Source organism: Balneola sp. (assembly GCA_002694685.1).
In the GTDB taxonomy this organism is placed as follows: domain Bacteria; phylum Bacteroidota; class Rhodothermia; order Balneolales; family Balneolaceae; genus Gracilimonas.
The window spans coordinates 69,208-88,949 of record NZMW01000001.1 but is presented as its reverse complement, the minus strand read 5'-3'; the positions used below and the strand labels follow the sequence as shown (position 1 = coordinate 88,949).

At 41.4% G+C, this 19,742-nt stretch carries 17 protein-coding genes; 4 read left to right on the top strand and 13 right to left on the bottom strand.

From position 1 onward, the window contains the following. Positions 1-32 precede the first annotated feature (32 nt). Both CL667_00375 and CL667_00370 read left to right on the top strand, forming a co-directional pair. Positions 33-1,385, top strand: a complete 1,353-nt coding sequence (locus CL667_00375; protein MAL16136.1) for a Trk system potassium transporter TrkA — start codon at positions 33-35, stop codon at positions 1,383-1,385. Then, positions 1,385-2,899 carry a potassium transporter gene (locus CL667_00370; protein ID MAL16135.1) on the top strand — a complete coding sequence of 505 codons (1,515 nt, stop codon included), beginning with the start codon at positions 1,385-1,387 and terminating at the stop codon, positions 2,897-2,899. Before CL667_00375 ends, CL667_00370 begins: the two co-directional genes overlap by 1 nt. Before the next feature lie 22 nt (positions 2,900-2,921). Here the strand turns inward: CL667_00370 and CL667_00365 are convergent, their stop codons facing one another. From CL667_00365 to CL667_00320, 10 genes are all read right to left on the bottom strand, one after another. After that, positions 2,922-3,587 (bottom strand): hypothetical protein, encoded by a 666-nt coding sequence (locus tag CL667_00365; protein MAL16134.1) that lies wholly within the window; start codon positions 3,585-3,587, stop codon positions 2,922-2,924. Then, positions 3,580-4,206, bottom strand: a complete 627-nt coding sequence (locus CL667_00360; protein ID MAL16133.1) for an intradiol ring-cleavage dioxygenase — start codon at positions 4,204-4,206, stop codon at positions 3,580-3,582. The genes CL667_00365 and CL667_00360 overlap by 8 nt, the downstream gene beginning before the upstream one ends. A 413-nt stretch (positions 4,207-4,619) precedes the next feature. Further along, the gene (locus CL667_00355) at positions 4,620-5,462 is read right to left on the bottom strand and encodes a hypothetical protein (protein ID MAL16132.1); all 843 of its coding nucleotides are present in this window, start codon (positions 5,460-5,462) and stop codon (positions 4,620-4,622) included. 85 nt (positions 5,463-5,547) lie between these two features. After that, positions 5,548-6,420 carry an alpha/beta hydrolase gene (locus tag CL667_00350; protein MAL16131.1) on the bottom strand — a complete coding sequence of 291 codons (873 nt, stop codon included), beginning with the start codon at positions 6,418-6,420 and terminating at the stop codon, positions 5,548-5,550. A 42-nt stretch (positions 6,421-6,462) separates the two neighbouring features. After that, positions 6,463-6,849 carry a bleomycin resistance protein gene (locus CL667_00345; protein MAL16130.1) on the bottom strand — a complete coding sequence of 129 codons (387 nt, stop codon included), beginning with the start codon at positions 6,847-6,849 and terminating at the stop codon, positions 6,463-6,465. Between the two features lie 44 nt (positions 6,850-6,893). Then, positions 6,894-7,427 carry a hypothetical protein gene (locus CL667_00340; protein MAL16129.1) on the bottom strand — a complete coding sequence of 178 codons (534 nt, stop codon included), beginning with the start codon at positions 7,425-7,427 and terminating at the stop codon, positions 6,894-6,896. A gap of 113 nt (positions 7,428-7,540) precedes the next feature. Then, on the bottom strand, positions 7,541-8,014 hold the full coding sequence (locus CL667_00335; protein ID MAL16128.1) for a cupin: 474 nt from the start codon (positions 8,012-8,014) through the stop codon (positions 7,541-7,543). A gap of 205 nt (positions 8,015-8,219) precedes the next feature. Next, entirely contained in the window at positions 8,220-8,873 is a 654-nt protein-coding gene (locus tag CL667_00330) for a DNA lyase (GenBank protein ID MAL16127.1), read from the bottom strand. Continuing rightward, the gene (locus CL667_00325; GenBank protein MAL16126.1) at positions 8,873-9,346 is read right to left on the bottom strand and encodes a hypothetical protein; all 474 of its coding nucleotides are present in this window, start codon (positions 9,344-9,346) and stop codon (positions 8,873-8,875) included. Before CL667_00325 ends, CL667_00330 begins: the two co-directional genes overlap by 1 nt. Positions 9,347-9,619: 273 nt before the next feature. After that, positions 9,620-11,176: an FAD-binding protein gene (locus CL667_00320; GenBank protein MAL16125.1), complete on the bottom strand. Its 1,557-nt coding sequence runs from the start codon at positions 11,174-11,176 to the stop codon at positions 9,620-9,622. A 204-nt stretch (positions 11,177-11,380) separates the two neighbouring features. Here CL667_00320 and CL667_00315 point away from each other — a divergent pair, with 204 nt between their 5' ends. Both CL667_00315 and CL667_00310 read left to right on the top strand, forming a co-directional pair. After that, complete coding sequence (locus CL667_00315) at positions 11,381-11,944, top strand: RNA polymerase subunit sigma-70 (protein MAL16124.1); 564 nt, start codon at positions 11,381-11,383, stop codon at positions 11,942-11,944. Between the two features lie 56 nt (positions 11,945-12,000). Further along, positions 12,001-14,562, top strand: a complete 2,562-nt coding sequence (locus tag CL667_00310; GenBank protein MAL16123.1) for a hypothetical protein — start codon at positions 12,001-12,003, stop codon at positions 14,560-14,562. Positions 14,563-14,601: 39 nt separating this feature from the next. Here the strand turns inward: CL667_00310 and CL667_00305 are convergent, their stop codons facing one another. The 3 genes from CL667_00305 to CL667_00295 form a co-directional block, all read right to left on the bottom strand. After that, positions 14,602-14,790, bottom strand: coding sequence for a hypothetical protein (locus tag CL667_00305; protein ID MAL16122.1), 189 nt, complete (start codon positions 14,788-14,790; stop codon positions 14,602-14,604). A gap of 93 nt (positions 14,791-14,883) precedes the next feature. Beyond that, positions 14,884-16,935 (bottom strand): hypothetical protein, encoded by a 2,052-nt coding sequence (locus CL667_00300; GenBank protein MAL16121.1) that lies wholly within the window; start codon positions 16,933-16,935, stop codon positions 14,884-14,886. Between the two features lie 213 nt (positions 16,936-17,148). Beyond that, complete coding sequence (locus tag CL667_00295; GenBank protein ID MAL16120.1) at positions 17,149-19,644, bottom strand: hypothetical protein; 2,496 nt, start codon at positions 19,642-19,644, stop codon at positions 17,149-17,151. Positions 19,645-19,742 lie beyond the last annotated feature (98 nt).

Here is a 19,742-nt window from a genome sequence, read left to right as displayed (position 1 = left end):
TGGACGTTTTCTAATTAACTAACAGGCTTCATTTGAAGATTGTAATTATTGGTGCTGGAGAAATCGGCTACGACCTTGCCAGTGTTTTATCATCAGAGAAACACGATGTTATCGTACTTGACAGAGACAAGGAATCCTTGTCACGAGTTTCTGACTCCCTTGACGTACTTACCATAGAAGGTAATGCCACATCCGTCAAAGATCTGGTTAAAGCAGAGGTTGGTGAAGCTGACATCCTGATTTCTGTTACCAGTATCGATGAGGTGAACATGATCTCAGGAATGATTGGTAAACGCCTGGGCAGTAAAATGGTAATTGCCCGAATTCGAAGTGACGAATTTTCGGATGAGAATGCTCCTCTCACCCCCTCTGATCTCGGTATTGATGTAATGATTCACCCCGAGCTGAGTGCGGCTCAAGAAATTGCCCAACTCCTGAAAAGATCCTCAGCCAGCGATGTTATAAATCTAGCTGAAGACCGAATGCAGCTAATTGGAATTCGCCTCGAAAAAAACTCTCCCCTTATTGGGAAGTCACTGAACGAATATGCCGCAATGCATTCGGATATAAAGTTCAGGGTTGTAGCAATTGGACGCCGCGGAAGAACGATCATTCCCAACGGTTCCATCAAGCTTCAGAATTATGACCAGGTTTTTGTATTGGCTATAACTGAAGATATCGCTGCTATTATTGAAACAACCGGTAAGAAAGAAACTGAGCTGCATTCAGTTATGATTGCCGGTGGCTCTGATATGGGAGCTATGATTGCCCGCATCCTGTGTTCAGACCCTACCAAAAACTGGTCTATCAAACTTATTGAACCTGACTACGATACCGCTGAAGAACTCGCTATTGAACTTAAAGACGTCATGGTTCTAAATGGAAATCCTACCGACCCTGATCTTTTGGCCACAGAAGGTATCAGCGACATGGATGCTTTCATAGCGGTTACGGATGACGAGGAATCCAATATCATTTCTTGCCTGATGGCTAAACATTTGGAGGTCAAAAAAACGGTTGCGCTGGTTTCTAAGCCTGACTTTATACCACTTGCCCAAACCATCGGTCTTGATGCGGTCATCAACAAAAAAGTAGCCGCTTCCAACGAAATTCATCGTTACGTTCGCCGTGGAAGGGTTATTTCTGTCACTGAACTAAGAGGTATAAAAGCCGAAGTTATAGAACTTCAGGCTAATGAAGGTTCAAAGGTGACACAGAAACCCATCAAAAAACTCAAGCTTCCGGAGGGTTGTGTAATTGGCGGTGTTTTGTGTGAAGGTTCCGTTGAGATTGCGACCGGCGAGACCGAAGTAAAACCTAACGATAGAGTGATGATATTCTGTGTGCCGTCTGCTATCGATAAAATCACAAAGCTCTTTCAATAATGAGCATAGCAGGCGCAACGCATTTAAACCGTGCTAAAATTGACTTCCTTGTTGTTCTAGGCGTTTTGGGGGCCTTTATATTCTTTATGGGATTCGCTCTCCTGCTCCCTGCCGGCATCGACCTTATTTACGGAGAAGACACATGGCATTCCTTTTTATTTTCTGCAGCTATCGCCTTTGTTGTAGGCGGTGCTTTGTGGTACTCTTTTCGTCCTAAAGAGGAACTCAGAATTCGGGAGGGATTTTTAGTAGTTAGTCTTACCTGGCTGTCACTTTCCCTTGTAGGGGCCCTGCCTTTTGTCATTTCAGGAATTCTACCCTCTTTTACCGATGCCGTTTTTGAAACGATGAGCGGTTTAAGCACCACCGGTTCCACCATTCTAGGCGGTACTACCAGTGATGGCTTTGCGAATCCACAAATTGAAGATATCCCAAAAAGCTTTCTATTCTGGCGTTCCCTGGCTCATTGGTTAGGCGGAATGGGAATCATTGTCCTTTCCCTTGCTATCCTCCCTTTGTTAGGCATTGGAGGAATGCAGTTGTTTCAGGCTGAATCCCCGGGCCCTACTGCCGACAAGCTAACACCTCGAGTTCAGGAGACGGCCAAACTTCTGTGGGGAATTTATGTAGCTTTTACTTTTGCTGAATTTATTCTGCTTTGGTTACATCCTGCTATGGATTGGTTTGAAGCCATCAATCACGCCTTTGCCACCATGGCTACCGGAGGGTTCTCAACTAAAAATGCCAGTATCCAGGCTTTCAACTCTGCGTATATCGACTGGGTGATCATCATTTTTATGTATCTGGCTGGGGTTAACTTTGCCATGCATTTCCGGCTTATTCAAGGAGACCGAAAAGCTTTCTTTGCCAATCGTGAAATTCGTTTTTATACGCTTGTAATATTTATTGGGATCTTTATAATCTCAGGTTCTTTATGGGTGATTGATAATTATAACATCCTTGACGCACTGAGATACGGAGCTTTTCAGGTATTGGCTATTGTGACCACTACCGGCTTTGGTACCGATAATTACGAAATCTGGAATACCGTAGGTGCTTTCTTCTTATTCCTTCTCTTTTTTACCGGAGGCTGCGCAGGCTCAACCGGTGGTGGAATTAAAATGATACGCTGGATGATTTTGATCCGAAATACCGGAAGGGAAATCAAGCAAATCATTCACCCTAAAGCCATTCTGCCTGTCCGAATTGGCGATCAGGCTATCAACCAAAACATACAACGCACGGTACTGAGCTTTTTCATTCTATATATTTTCATTTTTGCACTTGGGGCTTTTTGCATCAGTTTGTTCGGGTATGATATCATGTCCTCTATTGGGGCAAGTATTGCTGCTATTGGGAATATTGGTCCCGGTTGGGGTGATTTCGGTCCCACTGATAGCTTCGCCGGTTTACCTTATCTCGGCAAATGGATTCTCATCATGTTGATGATGGTCGGCCGACTCGAAATCTTTACCGTGTTGATTATCTTTTCTCCTGCTTTCTGGAAACAGTAATCTGCCCCCTGAAGTCAGTTCTTCACTTTTTAGAGGCTGTTAGTTTAACAGTAATATCCATTTCTGCATCCACAAAGTTATTATCGATGATACTTGTGATCCTCTCCCAATAACTCCCCTGATATGAAATATTCCAATCAAACCGGTTTATTTGAAACGAAGCTTCATAAGAAATACTGGATTCCCTTCCTTCAACTTTAGTAGCCTCAAAGGAAATACTTTTCGTTATATCTCTTATGGACAAATCTCCAACTATCATTAATCTACCCTCTTCTATGGCTTTTGCACTCATAATTCCAAACTTGGCTATGGGGTACTCTTCCACATGAAAGAAATCTTCACTTTTGAGGTGCTCTGTAAGGTTTCTTCTTGGGATTGGATCGCTTTCGGGAATGTCAGTAACTGTAATCGAGTGCATATCAGCTATAAAATAGCCTCCAATAAGCTGACCCTTTTCTATTTCAAGATGTCCGTTACTCAATGTTAAAATACCCTCATGACTGCTCCTTCCCCGCCTTTCGGTTCCCCGCCATTCCACTAGTGATCTTTTAGTATCGATGGGTAAAGTAACTGCATCGGATGAATCGGTTGACTCAGAAAAATCATTCTGTTGAATCGCTTTAGAATGCGCTTCAATCCCAATCATCAAACAACAAAACAAAACGATGGACATTTTCCTGCTACTCATAATTCTGGATATTTTTTCCCAGGATAAAATCCCGTTCGCCTACCAATAGTCCATCTTCTTCTCTAAGGGAAAGAACTCCATCACTTCCACCTCTAGGACGGTTCGAGTTTGTGTGCTCATCCGATAGCTTAGGATCGTCATCAAAGAAAAACGCTTCAACCCAATAATATCTCCCACTGGGTTCGAGGATGACTGGGTGTATGTGAGCCGCGTTTCTACCGTACGACCCGGGACGAAACGTATAGAACGCATACTTTCCATCCGCTCCCGTTTTTATCCATCCATGGATGTAACCGTAACCTCGCTCCCAGCCTTTTTCATCACCACGGGTTGGATAGACTCCTTCCGTATTTGTTTGGTGTACAAATAGAATCACTCCTTCGGCCGGAGTTACTCCATCATTTTGATAGACCGTTCCGGTTATCTTAAGCTTTGGTTCTGAATCGGTAAATTCCGGAAGTGTATCGGTGGGTGAAAGAGTTTGATCGGTAAAGCCGAGTACAGCTTCACAACCCTGACAAGGTCCGCCCACAAGCCTGGCATTTTGAACGGACTTTTTCTGTGCAAAACCTGAACATGAACTTAGGATAAAAAGTATTACAGGTAAGATACATTTGATATAAAGCATGAATTCCGGATTGGTTGATGTTTGGCACTGATGTGCTTCTATGGCCAATCTATCTATTCAGAAGTGCTTTTCAGAGGGGAATGGTACAAGACGAGTAATCTGTACCATAAGACGAGTAGTTATTCTATAAACTTAGATTCGATTTAGAAAACACTTGTTGTCTTCACTCAGCCTACTTCTGCATGTATAGTTTTTTAGGTTAGTCTAAGGCAGATATGGCTAGAAGTGTTAACAGGTTGTCATGCTGAACTTGATTCAGCATCTGAAAAGGACGAGGTGTTAGCGAAGAAGCTTTCCGAGATCTGAAAATCACTCTTCTCAGACCCTGAATCAAGTTCAGGGTGACAACTTAATTACCGATATACAAAGTAGAGGAATTCTCAATTTTTATAATCGAACTCAGATTATAACAGAATCCCTTTGAGAGATTTGGAGTAGTTCCTGCTAAGGCGCAGCTTCTGATTATCATCCAGTAAAACATCATAATCTCCATTTCCCCGAGACTCCAGCTTTTCGATACGGTCAATATTCACGATGGTAGATTTATGAATTCTTTTAAAATTGTCAGGAAGACTTTTGATGATATTTTTGAGACTATCTACTACTACATGCTTCTGAGTTTCAGTATTAATATCAAGATAAGCTCCATCCGATCCGATCCAATTGATATCAGCAATATCCACCAACACCGAACTCTTTCCATTTTTTACCGTGATGGTTTTGGGCAGATCCACCGACTGATTCTTCTGTTGAGATCGCCTTTGCTTAACAAATAAGGTTAAAACCGAAAGTGCTGCATATGCCGAAAAAGCGATGTATAAGCGAGTCGATAGCTTTTCATAAAGAACCAATATCAAGCTTACCGGATCCTCATGAATCAGAATGGAAACACCGAATAGTATCATCGAAAAAACCAGCAGATGCATCAGTGTTACCGCTATGATTTGCAGAATAACTCCGAAAACATACAAGGCACCTGTCAATGCCTTTCCTGATTTTGCAAGGCCGAAATCCAAGAGAATAAAAAATGGGATGAATAGCGGCCAAAACAGTTTATAGGAAAGGGATTCCCCCATTCTAAATGCCGTGTCCTGTAAGATCGAGCTAATGTAATCCTGACCAAATTCCAGAAAGGCAATGAGAATCCAAAAAGCACAGAATCCTATAAAATACCTTTTGTGTTCAGCTGAGAATAACCCAGCTGATGGAAATCTAAATGAAGGATATAACTGTTTGAGACTACTCATTGGAAAAGATTAGGTACCACGTTCATGTCTATCTAACAAAATATTGAATACTTGGCAAGGGTTGGAATCAGATTGCAAGTTTAGATTACAGATCCAAAAACTTAACCAACCTATGTGCCAGCCATCTTCGGAATTCTTCGTTGGTTAGCGGACAGTGACGGGCATCTTCCAGTAACTCTGTTTCAACCGAAGGAATATTTGCCTTTACTCTTTCTATCAGTGGTTCCCCCGGAAAGGAAATATCTTTCTCAGCTGTAATAGCCAATACAGGCATCGTTAGGTTCTGGAGTTCTTCTTCCGAAGCCAGCGGTGGGATTGTTTTAGGCGTGATGAAATCATTCATGGAATCACCCAGAAAATGTGCCCAGTCATCATCCCATTCCGTGATTAAAAAATTAACCACCTTCTTCAGGTTTTCCTCTGAAGCATTCACCTTATATTTAATCATAGGAATAGCCATGCTCATTAGTCCTTTAATCACGGAAGCCTGAACAATACCCGCCGGAACCAATAAAGCCAGTTTCGAAGTACGTTCAGGATATTCAGATGCAAATGCTCGGGCTACATAACCACCCAGACTTACCCCGAAAATATTCACCTTTTCTAACTCGAAATGATCCAGTATCTCCTTGAGCCATTTGATATGATCAGCACTCTTAAAGGAGAATCTTTCCGGAATGGCTTTAACGGAGTGGCCCGGAATATCCGGCAGTACTAAATGATAATGATCGGTTAAATGCCGGATTTCAGAAAGCAGATGCGCTGAACTGGTTAACATAGCATGCAGGCATACAAGCACAGGCTTTGAAGAATCACCGGCTGTTAGCACATGACTTTCACCAAAAGAAGTGGGCACTGATTGCGACTCTACTTTGCAATTTGCACGAACCAGAAACCGCTGATACCATTCTTCCTGTCGTTCACGAGCCTCTATGTTTTTAAAGATATCCTTTCCCATTTGTACCTATCCCGTTTAGTTAACTTTTAAAAGTCGTTTGTTCTAAATCTCCTCACCAAAAGCGATATCATATCCGTCTAAATCCTGAATACCGAACTCCAGCGTACCGTGCGCTTTTTTCTCCAGGTGATAGTCAATTTCCGCTCCCGAAGTGACCATCTCATCGTACATCTTTTGTGCATCATCCACCCAGAAGTACACATTCCACATATTATGGACGACTTTCCAATGAGGTACAATATGCTTTTCATCCTCTGCCCGACTGAGCATCAGGCTGAACTGATCTCGATGCAGGATACAAAAACCCGGGGGATCACCCCAAAACCGGTTGTACCTAAAACCGACTTTATCCCGATAGTAATTTGCTGATTTCTCCACATCCTTCACCAACAAGATGGGTGCACTGCCTATGATCTTCGCTTTTTCCATTTATCAAGAGATTCGTTAAAGCTACCGACCACGAAATGCCTGCTTCACCGACTCAACATCTCAATCATTTCGCTGCGGTCAGGATACTTTACTGAGATTACCTTAAAAATGCCATCGTGCTTTTTAAGGATATACTCATAGGTCGCAGATGAGCCCCGGTCTTCGTACACGGAAGAGCGAACCCACACCTCCCCATTTTCTTTCGTATCCATCAGCCGGAGGTCAACAATGATTCCTTTCTTATCCGCATTCGATTTATGAGCCACCGATGCTGAAAAGCCAAAATCGGTGCTTGAGTTAGACAGCCCCTCTACTTTGGGTGAATGTTGGTTGAAGTGATTTAAAACCCTTGGTGCCGGATCTTTCCCCGAAACTCCGAGAAAGAAATAGTCCGGGTCGGCATCGGGGTGACTTGAGATATTTTTTATGAAAGCTGAAAACACAGCCGTTTCAATCTGCCGTTCTTCTTCTACACTTAAGCCCGGATTCAGATTCACGAAGTACAAAGAACCTACAATCCCAATCAATGAGAAAAAGACAATCAGAAAGTTTTGAGCTTTTATGTTTTTGTACCACATGGGGTTTTTGTAACGGCTTGGGGTTTAAGCAACGAGTCTGGAGTTAAAAATAAAAGTCTTGAACCCAAATCGAGTCCACTTAAAAGGCTTTGTTATAGAGTGTATTCTCGTGATTAATTATCTTCCAATTTATCAGCTACACCGTCATAGTACTCTTTGGTTAACTTCTCAGTCCATGTAGTTGATGAACTTCCATATATAGCAATATATGTAACCGAGCTATCTGCGGAGGATGTATGCCAATGCTCAGTATCCTTTGCACATTTTATGACATCACCTTTTCTTAAGATGGTCGGTTCCTTATCTCTTTCTTGATAGTATCCTTTGCCATCCACAATGATAAGAACCTGAGCAGTTGCATGTTTGTGCCAATCCAAGGTAGAGTTTGGGCTAAAAGTTGCTTGGGTAAGATTATAGTCAAAATCCTCACTTGCCTGTACTAAAAAGTTTAACCATGCATCGCCAATATGATTCGTATTGGGAGCTTTGAATCCTTCTTCTAAATACGAGCTTATATTGTATTCAGTGTTTTGAGCATGTATTGAAAAGGGAATTAGAATAAAAATAAGTGGGATTAATCTTTTCATAGGGTATGATCAAAAATTGTATGTAAGCTTTGCGAAATAAGTTATATAACGTCCCAGCGTTTATATGGCGCGGGGGGGTATGAGTTGACCGAAATAGTGAAATTAATTTTTGGCAATCAAGTTTCCATCGCACCCCGTCCGCGTCCGATTTAAAACGCATTGTTATATGCCATTGTTACCTGCAGTGTTTTTTCTGATGTTTAACTTAAATAGTTTTTTCGTTGTAATCGCAGAATTCGTAAACGACACATTCTTGGCACTTTGGTTTTCGTGCTTTACAAATATTTCCACCGTGCTGAATAAGCCATTCGTGTGCGTGTTTTTTATACTTCTTCGGGGTAATATCGTTGATTATATCTGCCGTTTCTTTACTATTTTTAGTTTCAACTATGCCTAAACGGTTTAAAAGACGATGTACGTGTGTATCTACAGCAATTGTCTCTCCACCAAAATTGAAGTTCATAAGTATGTCAGCTGATTTGCGACCGACCCCTTTAAGAGACATCAGTTCTTGTTTGGTATTTGGCACTTCGCCATCGAATTCCTCAATTATCTGTCTACATAATTCTTTTAAATGTTTTGTTTTTCTATTGTAATGAGCAACCGGTCTTATCATTTCGGTTAGTTCGTCATCTTTCAAAGCGATTATTTCCTCTGGTGTCGTAGCTTTTTTGTAAAGAGCGTTACATGCTCTCACGACTCGCTTTGTATGTGTCATTGCGGAAAGCATAACCGAAACGAGGCTTTTGAAATCCGTACTGTTCAATCCATTATTATCCCATTCGTTGTCGGTTTCAGCAAATACCTTATATTCTTCACTTAATATTTCATAAATTTTTTCAAGATTCTTTTTCGCCATTACCCGCTATTTTTTTGATTAAGCAACTCATTGATGTGGTGATTTATTTGCTCAATTTGTTTTGCCTCAGTTCTTTTTGAACTGATTTCAGTTATAATTTCATTTTGTTCGTCTTTATTCATTGATCTGAAAGAGTCCAATACGCCTGCATCTTCAAAACATTTGAGAATTTCAGAATTATTATCAATTCTGTCGTGTGTATGCAGGTATAAAGAAACGGTAACTTTATCACCACCAGTTTTACCGATTGCTTTTCTGATTTCTTCGTTTATTGAAATCATTTTATCTTCTTCTTTCCTTGGCGCCAAATTCATTTCTTCTAACTCGTAATCATCAATCAATCCAGATACTTTTAACGAGCCCCAAGTTCCATCTATATCAGCTGTGTTTGGAATCACAATATGGTATGTCCAAGCTCCATTTCCTTTTTTATAAACTAATTCAAGCTCTTGATTATCGGCAATTTTTCTCATTTTCCAATTTTCGCGTTTTTTTTTGATAGAGCAGTTAACAATGGCATATAACATAATATTATCCGAACAAGCCGTTTGTTAGAGCGAACCATGTAAAACCTTTCTGATTCGCTTTAATCGCACTTCTCATCCGCATACTGTGATTATTTGGATATTATCCGAACGGGCGTTCGCCTATACGATACGTATAATATCCCCAGAAGAAAGTGCACAAATTATCCTAAAAAAGAAAAGTATTGAAGAGACAATCACACTATCACAGGAATGATGTAATTAGTTTGGGCTAACAGAAACAGCCGTTGCACATTTTATGCCATCCATTGCGGCAGAGACAATTCCACCGGCGTATCCCGCTCCTTCCCCGCAAGGGTATAGTCCCTTGATCTGTATATGCTGAAGCGTTTCGTCATCCCGGGGAATCTTTACGGGACTGGAGGTTCTGGTTTCCGGGGCATGGACAACGGCATCATTGGTCAGGTAGCCATTCATGCTTCGGTCAAACTGCCGGAAGCCATCTTTGAGTGAATTATAAATGAGCTTAGGCAAGACGCTTCGCAAATCAACAGAAGTAATGCCCGGTGAATAAGAGGTATTGGGAAGTGACTCCGATACTTTGCCATCTACAAAGTCTTTTAAAAGCTGGGCGGGAGCTGTCTGAGTTTTGCCTCCCTCTTTCCACGCTGCTTTTTCAATGGCATGCTGAAATTCCATTGCAGCTAAAGGCCCGTGTTTTTCAAATTGTTTAAAATCGCTGGGCTTAAGCTCTAAGACAATCCCCGAATTTGCCGTTGAGCGCGCCCGCCTTGACGAAGACCATCCATTGGTCACTATCTCCCCCGGAGAGGTTGCACAGGGCGCTATAACCCCGCCCGGACACATACAAAACGAATACACGCCCCGATCTCCGGCCTGCTTCACGATGTTGTATGAAGCGGGCGGTAAATACTCGCCCCGGGTATCACAATTATACTGTATGGAATCGATCAAAGACTGAGGATGCTCTACCCTGACTCCAATGGCCAGAGGCTTCAGCTCAATGGCTATCTCCTTTCGGTGCAATAGTCGAAAAATATCTCTGGCACTGTGACCGGTGGCAAGTATCACATGGTCTGCATTAAAAGTCTCACCATTTAGTGTTTTGGCTCCGCGGATGCTTCCTGCATCAATGATCAAGTCGGTCACCCTCGTGTTGAAATGAATTTCTCCCCCATTCTGAATGATACATTCCCGCATATTTGCGATGATACCCGGCAATTTGTTCGTTCCTATGTGAGGATGAGAATCAACCAAAATATTACGAACGGCTCCAAATCCAACCAGCCTTTCCAGAACCTTTGTAACGTTTCCGCGCTTTTTTGACCGTGTGTAGAGCTTTCCATCTGAGTAGGTTCCGGCTCCCCCTTCCCCAAAACAGTAATTAGAATCCTCGTTTACTTCGTGCCTGACATTAATTGCTTTAAGATCCTGAATCCGCTCTTTTGCGTTCTTACCTCTCTCAAGAATAACCGGTTTTAATCCCCTCTCCATAAGTTCCAGAGCAGCAAAAAGGCCGGCAGGTCCGGCTCCAATCACGATCACTTCCTTTGCATTGCTCACATTCGGATAATCAGGCAGCGTGACTTCTTCAGGAGTGTATTCCTCACCGATGTATAGCCGTACTTTAAGCTGGTAGTAAGCTTGGCGAGCCCGTGCATCAATAGAGCTCCGTAAAACTTCTACGTGGCGAAGATCTTTGGAATCAAGCCCCTCCTTGTTGATGAGATAGTCTTTAAGTAGTTGTGGTTCCCCTGCCACCTCTGGCAGCACTCGGATCTGTAGTTCTTTTTGCATACCTGAAAATACGTAATTGAAGGGTCTAATTAAATGGAACCGTAGTCTTGTTCTTTTTCTCGTGATCCTCTGTACTTTCATTATTTTAAATCATAAGTCTAACAGAATCTACTCATCAGTCCCATAAACCTATTGATTTAAAAATCTTGTTCGTGTAGATTATTTCGTTCTATTATTCATCAAGTATTGAACACTGTCCTTTTTATGCAGGAAGCTGAAATTACTCAACTCATCAAGAAAGCTGGTCAGGGCGAGCTATCTGCTTACGACCATCTTATGCCTCATATTTATGAGAAGCTCCGGTCGATGGCCAATCAGCATCTATCCAAAGAATATCATAACCACACCTATTCCAGAACAGAGCTGGTCCATGAGGCCTACCTGAAGCTGTGTAACTACAATGAAATGGATTGGAAAGACCGATCTCATTTCTATGCAATTGCTTCGAAATGCATGCGCCAGATTTTGATCGATTATGCCCGAAAAAAATTAGCGGACAAACGCGGAGGCGATAATCAGAAAATCACGCTTATTGATAACATGGTGAAGCAGCAAAAGGAAGCTTCTGACCTGCTGGATCTGGATGCAGCTCTTAACAAACTACAACAGCTGGATGAACGGCTTGCAAAACTAGTGGAATGCCGGTATTTCGGAGAAATGACAATTGACGATACCGCAGAAGCCTTGGGGATTTCTGCCAGTACAGTGCGAAGGGATTGGGAAAAAGCACGGGGATGGCTTCACAAAGAACTTAAAAGCCAAAGTTGATGACGGAAATAGTTCAAATTTCCCGCATGATCTATTAAACGCACGAACCACTTTTTATGAACGACCAAAAATGGAATAAAATATCAACCATTCTTGACACCCTGCTAACCCTAAGCAAGGAAAAGAGGACCAATTACCTTGATACTCACTTTGCAGATCAGCCGGATTTAATTTCCGAGGTAAAAGAATATCTACAATCTATAGAACAGTCTGAAAAGGAAGGCTTTCTGGATAATAACCTGGAAGATCATGCTGCTCTTTTTCAGGATTTGGGTTCTGTCCACTTACCCGGGGCTTCCCTGAAAGATTCTATAATCGGGAAAAAAGTGGGTCCCTATAAAATTGAATCTGAGCTGGGTGCAGGCGGTATGGGATCAGTGTATAAGGCGAACCGCCACGACGGACAGTTTAATCAAACTGTGGCCATTAAGTTTATCAATGCCAGAGGATTCAGTGATGCGGTAGTTGAGCGTTTCCGTATGGAACAGGAAATTCTGGCCAATCTTAATCATCCCAATATCGCTACCCTTTTTGACGGAGGATTTACCGAAGAAGGCTTTCCTTATCTAATTATGGAATATGTGCAGGGCCTTCCTATTGATGAGTTTTGTCAAAAGCACCAGCTTTCCGTTTCTGAACGACTAGCGTTATTCAAAAAAGTACTTGCGGCTATAAAGCATGCCCATTCCAACCTGATTATCCATCGGGATTTAAAGCCTTCCAATATCTTGATTGATGAAGAACAAAACCTGAAAGTACTGGACTTTGGAATTGCCAAGACCCTGAGTATTAAAGAAGATCAGGATCCAGAACTAACCCAAAGTGGAGAAAGAGTCTGGACGCCCTCTTATGCCGCGCCAGAACAAATCCTGGAACGGCCTTCCCGAATCCAAACTGATATTTACGGACTTGGGGCATTACTGTATTCCATTCTGACCAATACCACTCCTTTTGACTTCACAAACAAGAGTCTGCATGAAGTGGAAGCTATGATTTTGAAAGAAAATCCACGTCCGCTGGCTGCAGGATTTGAATCAAAAAATGAGAATCAAAATACCCAAGAAACACTACAGGGCGATTTAGAGTCTATCGTTCAAAAAGCCCTTCGTAAAGAACCAGAAGAACGTTATGACTCAGCTGGTGAGTTTCTGGAAGATATTGAGCGGTTCGAGCAGAACTTACCCGTTGCTGCTGTAAATGGCTCTTTTCAGTATAAGAGCAGAAAGTTTTTGAGGCGGAACAGAAGGGCTATTGCTATTTCCCTCACAATGCTAATCAGTGCGATCTCATTCGGTACCTACCATTTTTATGAAATTTCGGCTGAACGTAATCGTGCCAATTTGGAAGCCAAAAAAGCTACTCAGGTCACAGATTATATCATTGACTTGTTTGCGCTAGCCAATCCTGAAAAAAACCAAAATGATACACTAACCGTCTTCAACCTGTTGGACCTTGGCTTGGATAAGATCAATGATTTAGAAGGACAACCTGAGTTACAACTCGGTTTTTTAGCAGCTATTGGGGATGCCTATTATAGAGTAGGGGATTGGGATCGTAGTGGTCAGATTCATATCGCAGCAGATTCTTTTGCGAATGAAATTTATCCAGAAAATCATTTTGAGGTACTGAAAACCAGTATTAATAGGACAAAAACTTATATCAATGACAGAAATTATAACGCTGCTTTGGAATATGCTGAAAAGGCTTATAGAATTTCAGAAGCCTATTTTCCTGATAATTGGTATCTGAAAGCATCTGCCCTAAATAATGTTGGTCAGGCATTGAATTATCTAAATCCTGATTCTGCGGAGAATTATCTCTTAGAAAGTATAGATCTTCTTGAACAAAATAACGCCCGTCTTGATCGGATCCTGAATTCAAAAAATTATCTGGGCATTAATTACAGAACAAGGCAGGAGTTTGAAAAAGCTGAGGCTGTCTACCTGGATATTCTTGAAAGCATTAAAATATCAGAATCTCTAAACCTAACCGGGATTAAGAGTGTGACCGATAATAATCTGGGATATTTATATAGTCGGAAAAAAGAGTATAAGAAAGCTGAATTTCATTACAGAGAAGCACAATCTTATATGGTTGATATTTACGGAGAAGCTCACCCACGGTCTTTAATTCTAGCTAATAATATTCGGGGTATTCTCTTTCTACAAAACAAACTGGAAGAAGCTAAAATGCACACCCTCAAACAGATTGAAATTATAAAAAATCATTACGGTGAACTTCACTGGCGCACAGCCTCAGAAATTAGCTCTCTTGGTAACTCTTATCTGGTTTCCGGGGAGCCTCAGAAAAGCTACCAACACTATTCTAGATCATTTCAGATATACGATGAGGTATTAGGGGAAAACCACCCATGGACTATAGTTGCTTTAATAAATGAAGAGCTTTCTGCATTATTGATAGAGAATGGATCAGTACAGACTAGATTTGATACAGCTTACGACAAGCTTGAGCAACTAATTAGCAACGGTAATTTTTCAACTTCCGCTTATAGCAATCTGAACGCATCACTTAATAGATTCAGGGAATACTCAACATCGGATATTTCAGAGGAACTGGATCGAATAAATGATCTCTTATCTCAAGATTCTGAGAGCTAATATACATTTACTGCCCGATTTTGAGCTTGATATTTAAAACTACCATTCTACTCTCTTATCCCTGAGTTTCTTAATAGCATATCCCCCTCCCGCTAAAGCAAGTAAGCTAAGCCCACCGTCTATAGGAGCCTGACTTGGTGCCGCTGGGAGCCCTGGTTGAGCTAAGAGTATGGATGTCATCAATATGGTGAAAAGAATGGCCAGTGATATATAGATCAGTGTTTTCATTTTTCTGAATTAAGAATTAAAAATTCAAAATTATAAATGGACTTAACGCTTTTGAGTTAGTCTCATTTATAATTTTTCATTTTAAATTTTGAATTATTTGATGAGTGTCATTTTTCGGGTAAGCGTTTTACCATTTGAAACAAGCTGGTAGTAGTACATTCCACTCGCTACATCTGATGCATCCCAGCTTACATTGAACTCACCAGTATTCTTCTGTTCGTTTACAAGCGTTGCCACTCGTTGTCCCATTAGGTTATATACGGTAAGCGTTACGTCTCCAGCCTCTTCAACAGAATACCGAATGGTTGTAGTTGGGTTGAAAGGGTTTGGATAGTTTTGCTCAAGGCTAAACTTTTTGGGAGTTGATACAGCTTCATTACTTGTTAAAGCAGCCGGACTAATGGTAATCCCAAACCGCTCCTCTGCTTCCGTTTCTAAAGCAACCGCTTGTGGTCCATTGAGTATTGAAAGTGTACTTACTTTCTGTTTTGAGGAATTTAAAGGTGCATCAAATGAATACGATGAGTCTATCTTCATATCTATTTTTTCACCTGTTTCATAGTCAGCTAACATCATGCTCAACTCTGCTGGCAAATGATCCATCCCTTTCCATGAAAACTCAAGCTCACCCTCAACATTAGCAACCTTTAGATCCATTGGCAGGTATACTTCTTCCTGAATTTCGAATGGAAGGGATTCCACTGATTTCAATTCATTTTCCTTATTACTAAATCCAATTATAGCATATTGAGGAGTAAGCGGCTGGAGCTTTCCTGCATCAAACAAATCGTATTCGAACTCAGCTTCAGGATGGAAAGTGAGGCGCGTAGCAACGTCCGTAGTGCTGTCAGATCTTAGTGAAAATTCAATGTCATACCTCTCCTCTTTAATCTCTTTTGAAAAGAACGTTTCGGTTGCACTTCCAGCTACCGTATCTGCCTCTTCAAAACTTATGGTAGCCGAACCACCCGTTGCATCCCGCTGAACAAAAAATCCCTGCCAGCGATCAATGATAAATGGCGTAGTTCGATCCCGAACCTGGTAAGACCCAAGACCAGGGTCCCAAAAGTGAATATTATTCTGAATGGATCCTCCACTTACGGTCATTTTGCTGGCATCATATGGAGCATTGAACGGATTCCCTAACAGCGTGTACCCATTTGCATTTGTATTGAGGTCCGTAGATATATCCGGAGTTAAAGCCCCCCTTGTGTCTATATCTACCGGAAGTTCTGTGGATGGGGAACCTGAAAACTGAGGATCCTCATCAAAGAAATAAATGGCAACTCCCCTTCCATAAGGAATTACGGCATACTGATCAACAGGCTCCTCCCAAGCATCACTTTCAGTATTATATATATAAACATTTGATTGTGCAGCTTCCGGGAAATAAGAATGTGGATATCCCTGGGTATAAATATCATCCCTGAAAATACCCATTGTATATTCATAAGTTGGAGCTGAAAGAAGTCTCCAGCCAGCATTTCCGGAAACAGTTAGATTCTCTATCTCAGGCTCATAACCACCTATGGCAATATTGTCCAACACTACTTCATCGTTTGAATCTCCCAGATTTATCTCAATGGTAATGCTCATCTTTTTACCAGTTCCACTAAAAAAAACCGTTTCGAATTTACCAGTACTAGAGAGTCTGTTTTTTGATGACACATCACCCACACCATTGTGGTCATCATCAAAATAAGGGTAGGAAGACGATGTCCCGTCATTCTCAATCCAGATGAGCGGAAAAGATGCCCCTCCGTCAATACTTCCACTTATTCTGACGTAATCCCCAGTATCCCAGGAGAAAGAGTTACTTGCGAATTCTGCTTTAAAATTTAAATCTGTAAACCCATTTATGACGATATCATCAAAGGTAATACTAACTGTTCCCGTATTTTTTGCATAAAAAACTGGATTTGAAAAACCCCTATATGTCGGATAGGGTATATTTTCTTTTCCAAAATAATTGGTTGTTCCCTCATATTCTGCCTCCGAAGTTTCGTATGAATATTGAAATTCAAAATCTTCTTGGTCAATGAAACTATGATACAAAGCTTGTCCCTCTACTTGAGCTAAAGCATTAAAGGATCCGGCAAAGAATAAAGTAAGTATGATAATCAGAGTTCGCATAATACATTCCATTTATAGGTTTTTAGTACTATGCGAGAAGTTTTTTAAAAACCTTTCAAAAAAATCAGAATAGAAATACCTAAGACTGGTTTTTTAGTCTAAATATTTAGCAGAATCCGGAACCTGGTCAAAATCAGGATATCAAATGTTTTAGAATATGTATAAAACGAGATCTGAGAGAAAAGCCATCTTTAATCTCAAATCTCACTACTAACATCTAAAAAACTAAAACCGAATCCAGTCTTTGTCTTCCAGTAATTGGATGAGAGCTGGTAGAAAGGTTATGGAGGTAAGCAAAGTCATTCCAATTCCCAAAACAGCCATTACACCAATAGATTGAAGGCCGGGATGATTTGTAAACAGCAACCCTGCAAAACCAAGCATAGTCGTTATGGACCCCATGGTTATATGCTGCCCGGTACTTGATAGCACTTGCCACATGCTGTTCTTTCCTTCTTCGCGGTAGCGGTGAGCAAGATGAACTCCGCTGTCTTCCCCAATCCCAAGGATGGCCGGAAGCACGACCAGGTTATAGAAGTTAAACTGCAACCCAAATATCATCATCAACCCGAACAGCCAGAGTAAGCCTACCAAGAGTGGTAGCATGGCAATTATAGACCATCGGAACGATCGGAATGAAAACAGCATGAAGAAGTAAATAAAGATAAAGGTGGCTCCTACCATGTATGGGCTTTCCGTCCTCATCAAGTCGAGCATGGAAGCGGCTACAATCGAAGTACTTGCTGCATAAAATTCCTCACTGTTATCCAACTCCACAACGCCGACATCATTTTTGAAGGCAATGGATTTTTTCCCGTCCCCCAGTCCAACCGAAGGATAGATAATCACAAACCGTCCCACTTCTCCGTCTTTTGTTATAAAACGAGACTTTAGATAATTCGGAATTTGTTCAAGGGCAATCGGTTCCGTTGTCTGAGCAGCCTTTCTGAGCTTCTCCAGTTCTTCATCATCCTGATTTACTAAAAATGGATCCTGCAAAAGCTCCCTGATCTCAGCTATACGCTGTAGCTTCTCTTGTTCATCCTCTTCATAGGTAGGATAACGCTCCTGCAAAGTTTCCACGCTTTGAATAGTTGGTGAGGTAGTATCAGAACGCATTCGCTCTTTTAGGATGGACGTAATTTCTTCAACCTGTTCGTTATTCTCGGCAATGATGTACGCAGGGTTTCGCTTGCTGTTATCGTCTACCTGACCAGCAAAAGATCGGAATTCTTCATAATCAGGGAAGGTTGGTTCTAGCTCACCAAAATCATATTGGAATTTTAAATTTCCGCTGAAACCGACAACCACGGCTGAAGCAATCAGTCCAACCGTTACAATTGTACGTGCAAATGGGTAGCGATGTGCGCCTTTGGCCTCTTTGTCAGATTCATTGCTTATCAATATCCAGTTCAACCGCTCATCAAAGATGACGAGCAGTGCCGGTAGAATGTAGAGCATCCCCATTAGGGAAAGTAAAATTCCGGTTCCGGAAATAAAGCCGAATTCAGAGAACCCGCGAAAGTCTGCCAACATCAGAATATATAAGGCAGCTGCTGTAGTAAATGCAGATACGAGGATCGCCTCTCCAGTCTTTGAATTGGTTTCAATGATGGCGTCGTGCACGTTCATCCCCGACGATCGCAATTCGATATAGCGGGCATAAAAGTGAATACCATAATCAATTCCGAGTCCAAACAGGATTACAAATAGCACCGAAGTCATGGTGTTAAGCATACCCAGGTAAAAGTAGGTAAGCCCAAAAGTCCACATCAAACTGATAATTAACGGCAAGCCTATAACAATGACCGGGACCGGCATCCGAACGAGGTGAGACCAAAATGAATATTCACCATTGCCATTCGTGCCTTTCCGGTAGTGAAGGTATTTCTTGAAGAAAAAGTAGAGCATCACTAATAAAATCACACTGCTTATACCGGAAGCAAAACTGCCAATTACGTCATTCATTATAGAGGTCAGTTCTTCGAGGTGACGTTTTAAACGCCCTCCAAACCTGACTTCCATTTCCGGATGGTAGGCTCTGGGATTCATCGATGCGAGCATTTCATCGTACTCAGCAAACATATCTTCCAGATATTTAATATCACTTTTGGAACCGGTTGGAAAGAATTTTACCACCATAATGGTGCTGTCTTCATTTACCGGATATTCGGATGGCACTAAGGTGTTATAGCTGTCCTCGAAGTTAGACGGGTCTGAATTTGTGTCTTCTTCCTCGTCACCTAAGTCAAAGTAAAATGGGTTTGCTTCTTCTTTAGCCTGCTCAATTTCATCTTTTAGAAACTGGGTAACTTCGTCCAGTTCTTGGTCGCTCGCTAAATAAAGGGCATTATTTTTGACAAACTCTGTTTCTCTTCTAAATTCAGCCCGCTTAAAATAATTGTCTTCGTATCTGGGATAATAGAGCTTTAGAGATCGCTCGATCAGTGTATCAGCAAAAGCTTTGTTCGCCTCAAAACTTGGCGAATTTATAACAACCAGCATCTCTGTTTCACCACCAACGGATTCACTCAGCCTTTCCAGCGCAAGAACATTAGGGTGATCTTCAGGAAGGAGATTTGCAATATCAGTGTCAACGCGAAGCTGGATGGCAAAATATCCGGCACATCCTGCAATCACTAAACATAGAAAAATAACCCAGTAAGGATGTGAATAATTGAATTTCAAAAGGGGCTTAAAAAGCCTGAGAAGTTGTTTCATTTAAAAAATAAGATCTTTGGTTCACTTAGTCGGGATGCTTTTTCTGGAAATCGTTTCAAGTAAAACCTGTACTAAAGTTTGTATTGTTCTTGAGATTT

Coding starts and splice junctions, on each gene's coding strand:
- CL667_00370 (MAL16135.1), top strand. CDS start 1,385: ATGAGCATAGCAGGCGCAACGCATTTAAACCGTGCTAAAATTGACTTC.
- CL667_00365 (MAL16134.1), bottom strand. CDS start 3,587: ATGAGTAGCAGGAAAATGTCCATCGTTTTGTTTTGTTGTTTGATGATT.
- CL667_00355 (MAL16132.1), bottom strand. CDS start 5,462: ATGAGTAGTCTCAAACAGTTATATCCTTCATTTAGATTTCCATCAGCT.
- CL667_00350 (MAL16131.1), bottom strand. CDS start 6,420: ATGGGAAAGGATATCTTTAAAAACATAGAGGCTCGTGAACGACAGGAA.
- CL667_00345 (MAL16130.1), bottom strand. CDS start 6,849: ATGGAAAAAGCGAAGATCATAGGCAGTGCACCCATCTTGTTGGTGAAG.
- CL667_00340 (MAL16129.1), bottom strand. CDS start 7,427: ATGTGGTACAAAAACATAAAAGCTCAAAACTTTCTGATTGTCTTTTTC.
- CL667_00335 (MAL16128.1), bottom strand. CDS start 8,014: ATGAAAAGATTAATCCCACTTATTTTTATTCTAATTCCCTTTTCAATA.
- CL667_00330 (MAL16127.1), bottom strand. CDS start 8,873: ATGGCGAAAAAGAATCTTGAAAAAATTTATGAAATATTAAGTGAAGAA.
- CL667_00325 (MAL16126.1), bottom strand. CDS start 9,346: ATGAGAAAAATTGCCGATAATCAAGAGCTTGAATTAGTTTATAAAAAA.
- CL667_00320 (MAL16125.1), bottom strand. CDS start 11,176: ATGCAAAAAGAACTACAGATCCGAGTGCTGCCAGAGGTGGCAGGGGAA.
- CL667_00315 (MAL16124.1), top strand. CDS start 11,381: ATGCAGGAAGCTGAAATTACTCAACTCATCAAGAAAGCTGGTCAGGGC.
- CL667_00310 (MAL16123.1), top strand. CDS start 12,001: ATGAACGACCAAAAATGGAATAAAATATCAACCATTCTTGACACCCTG.
- CL667_00305 (MAL16122.1), bottom strand. CDS start 14,790: ATGAAAACACTGATCTATATATCACTGGCCATTCTTTTCACCATATTG.
- CL667_00300 (MAL16121.1), bottom strand. CDS start 16,935: ATGGAATGTATTATGCGAACTCTGATTATCATACTTACTTTATTCTTT.
- CL667_00295 (MAL16120.1), bottom strand. CDS start 19,644: ATGAAACAACTTCTCAGGCTTTTTAAGCCCCTTTTGAAATTCAATTAT.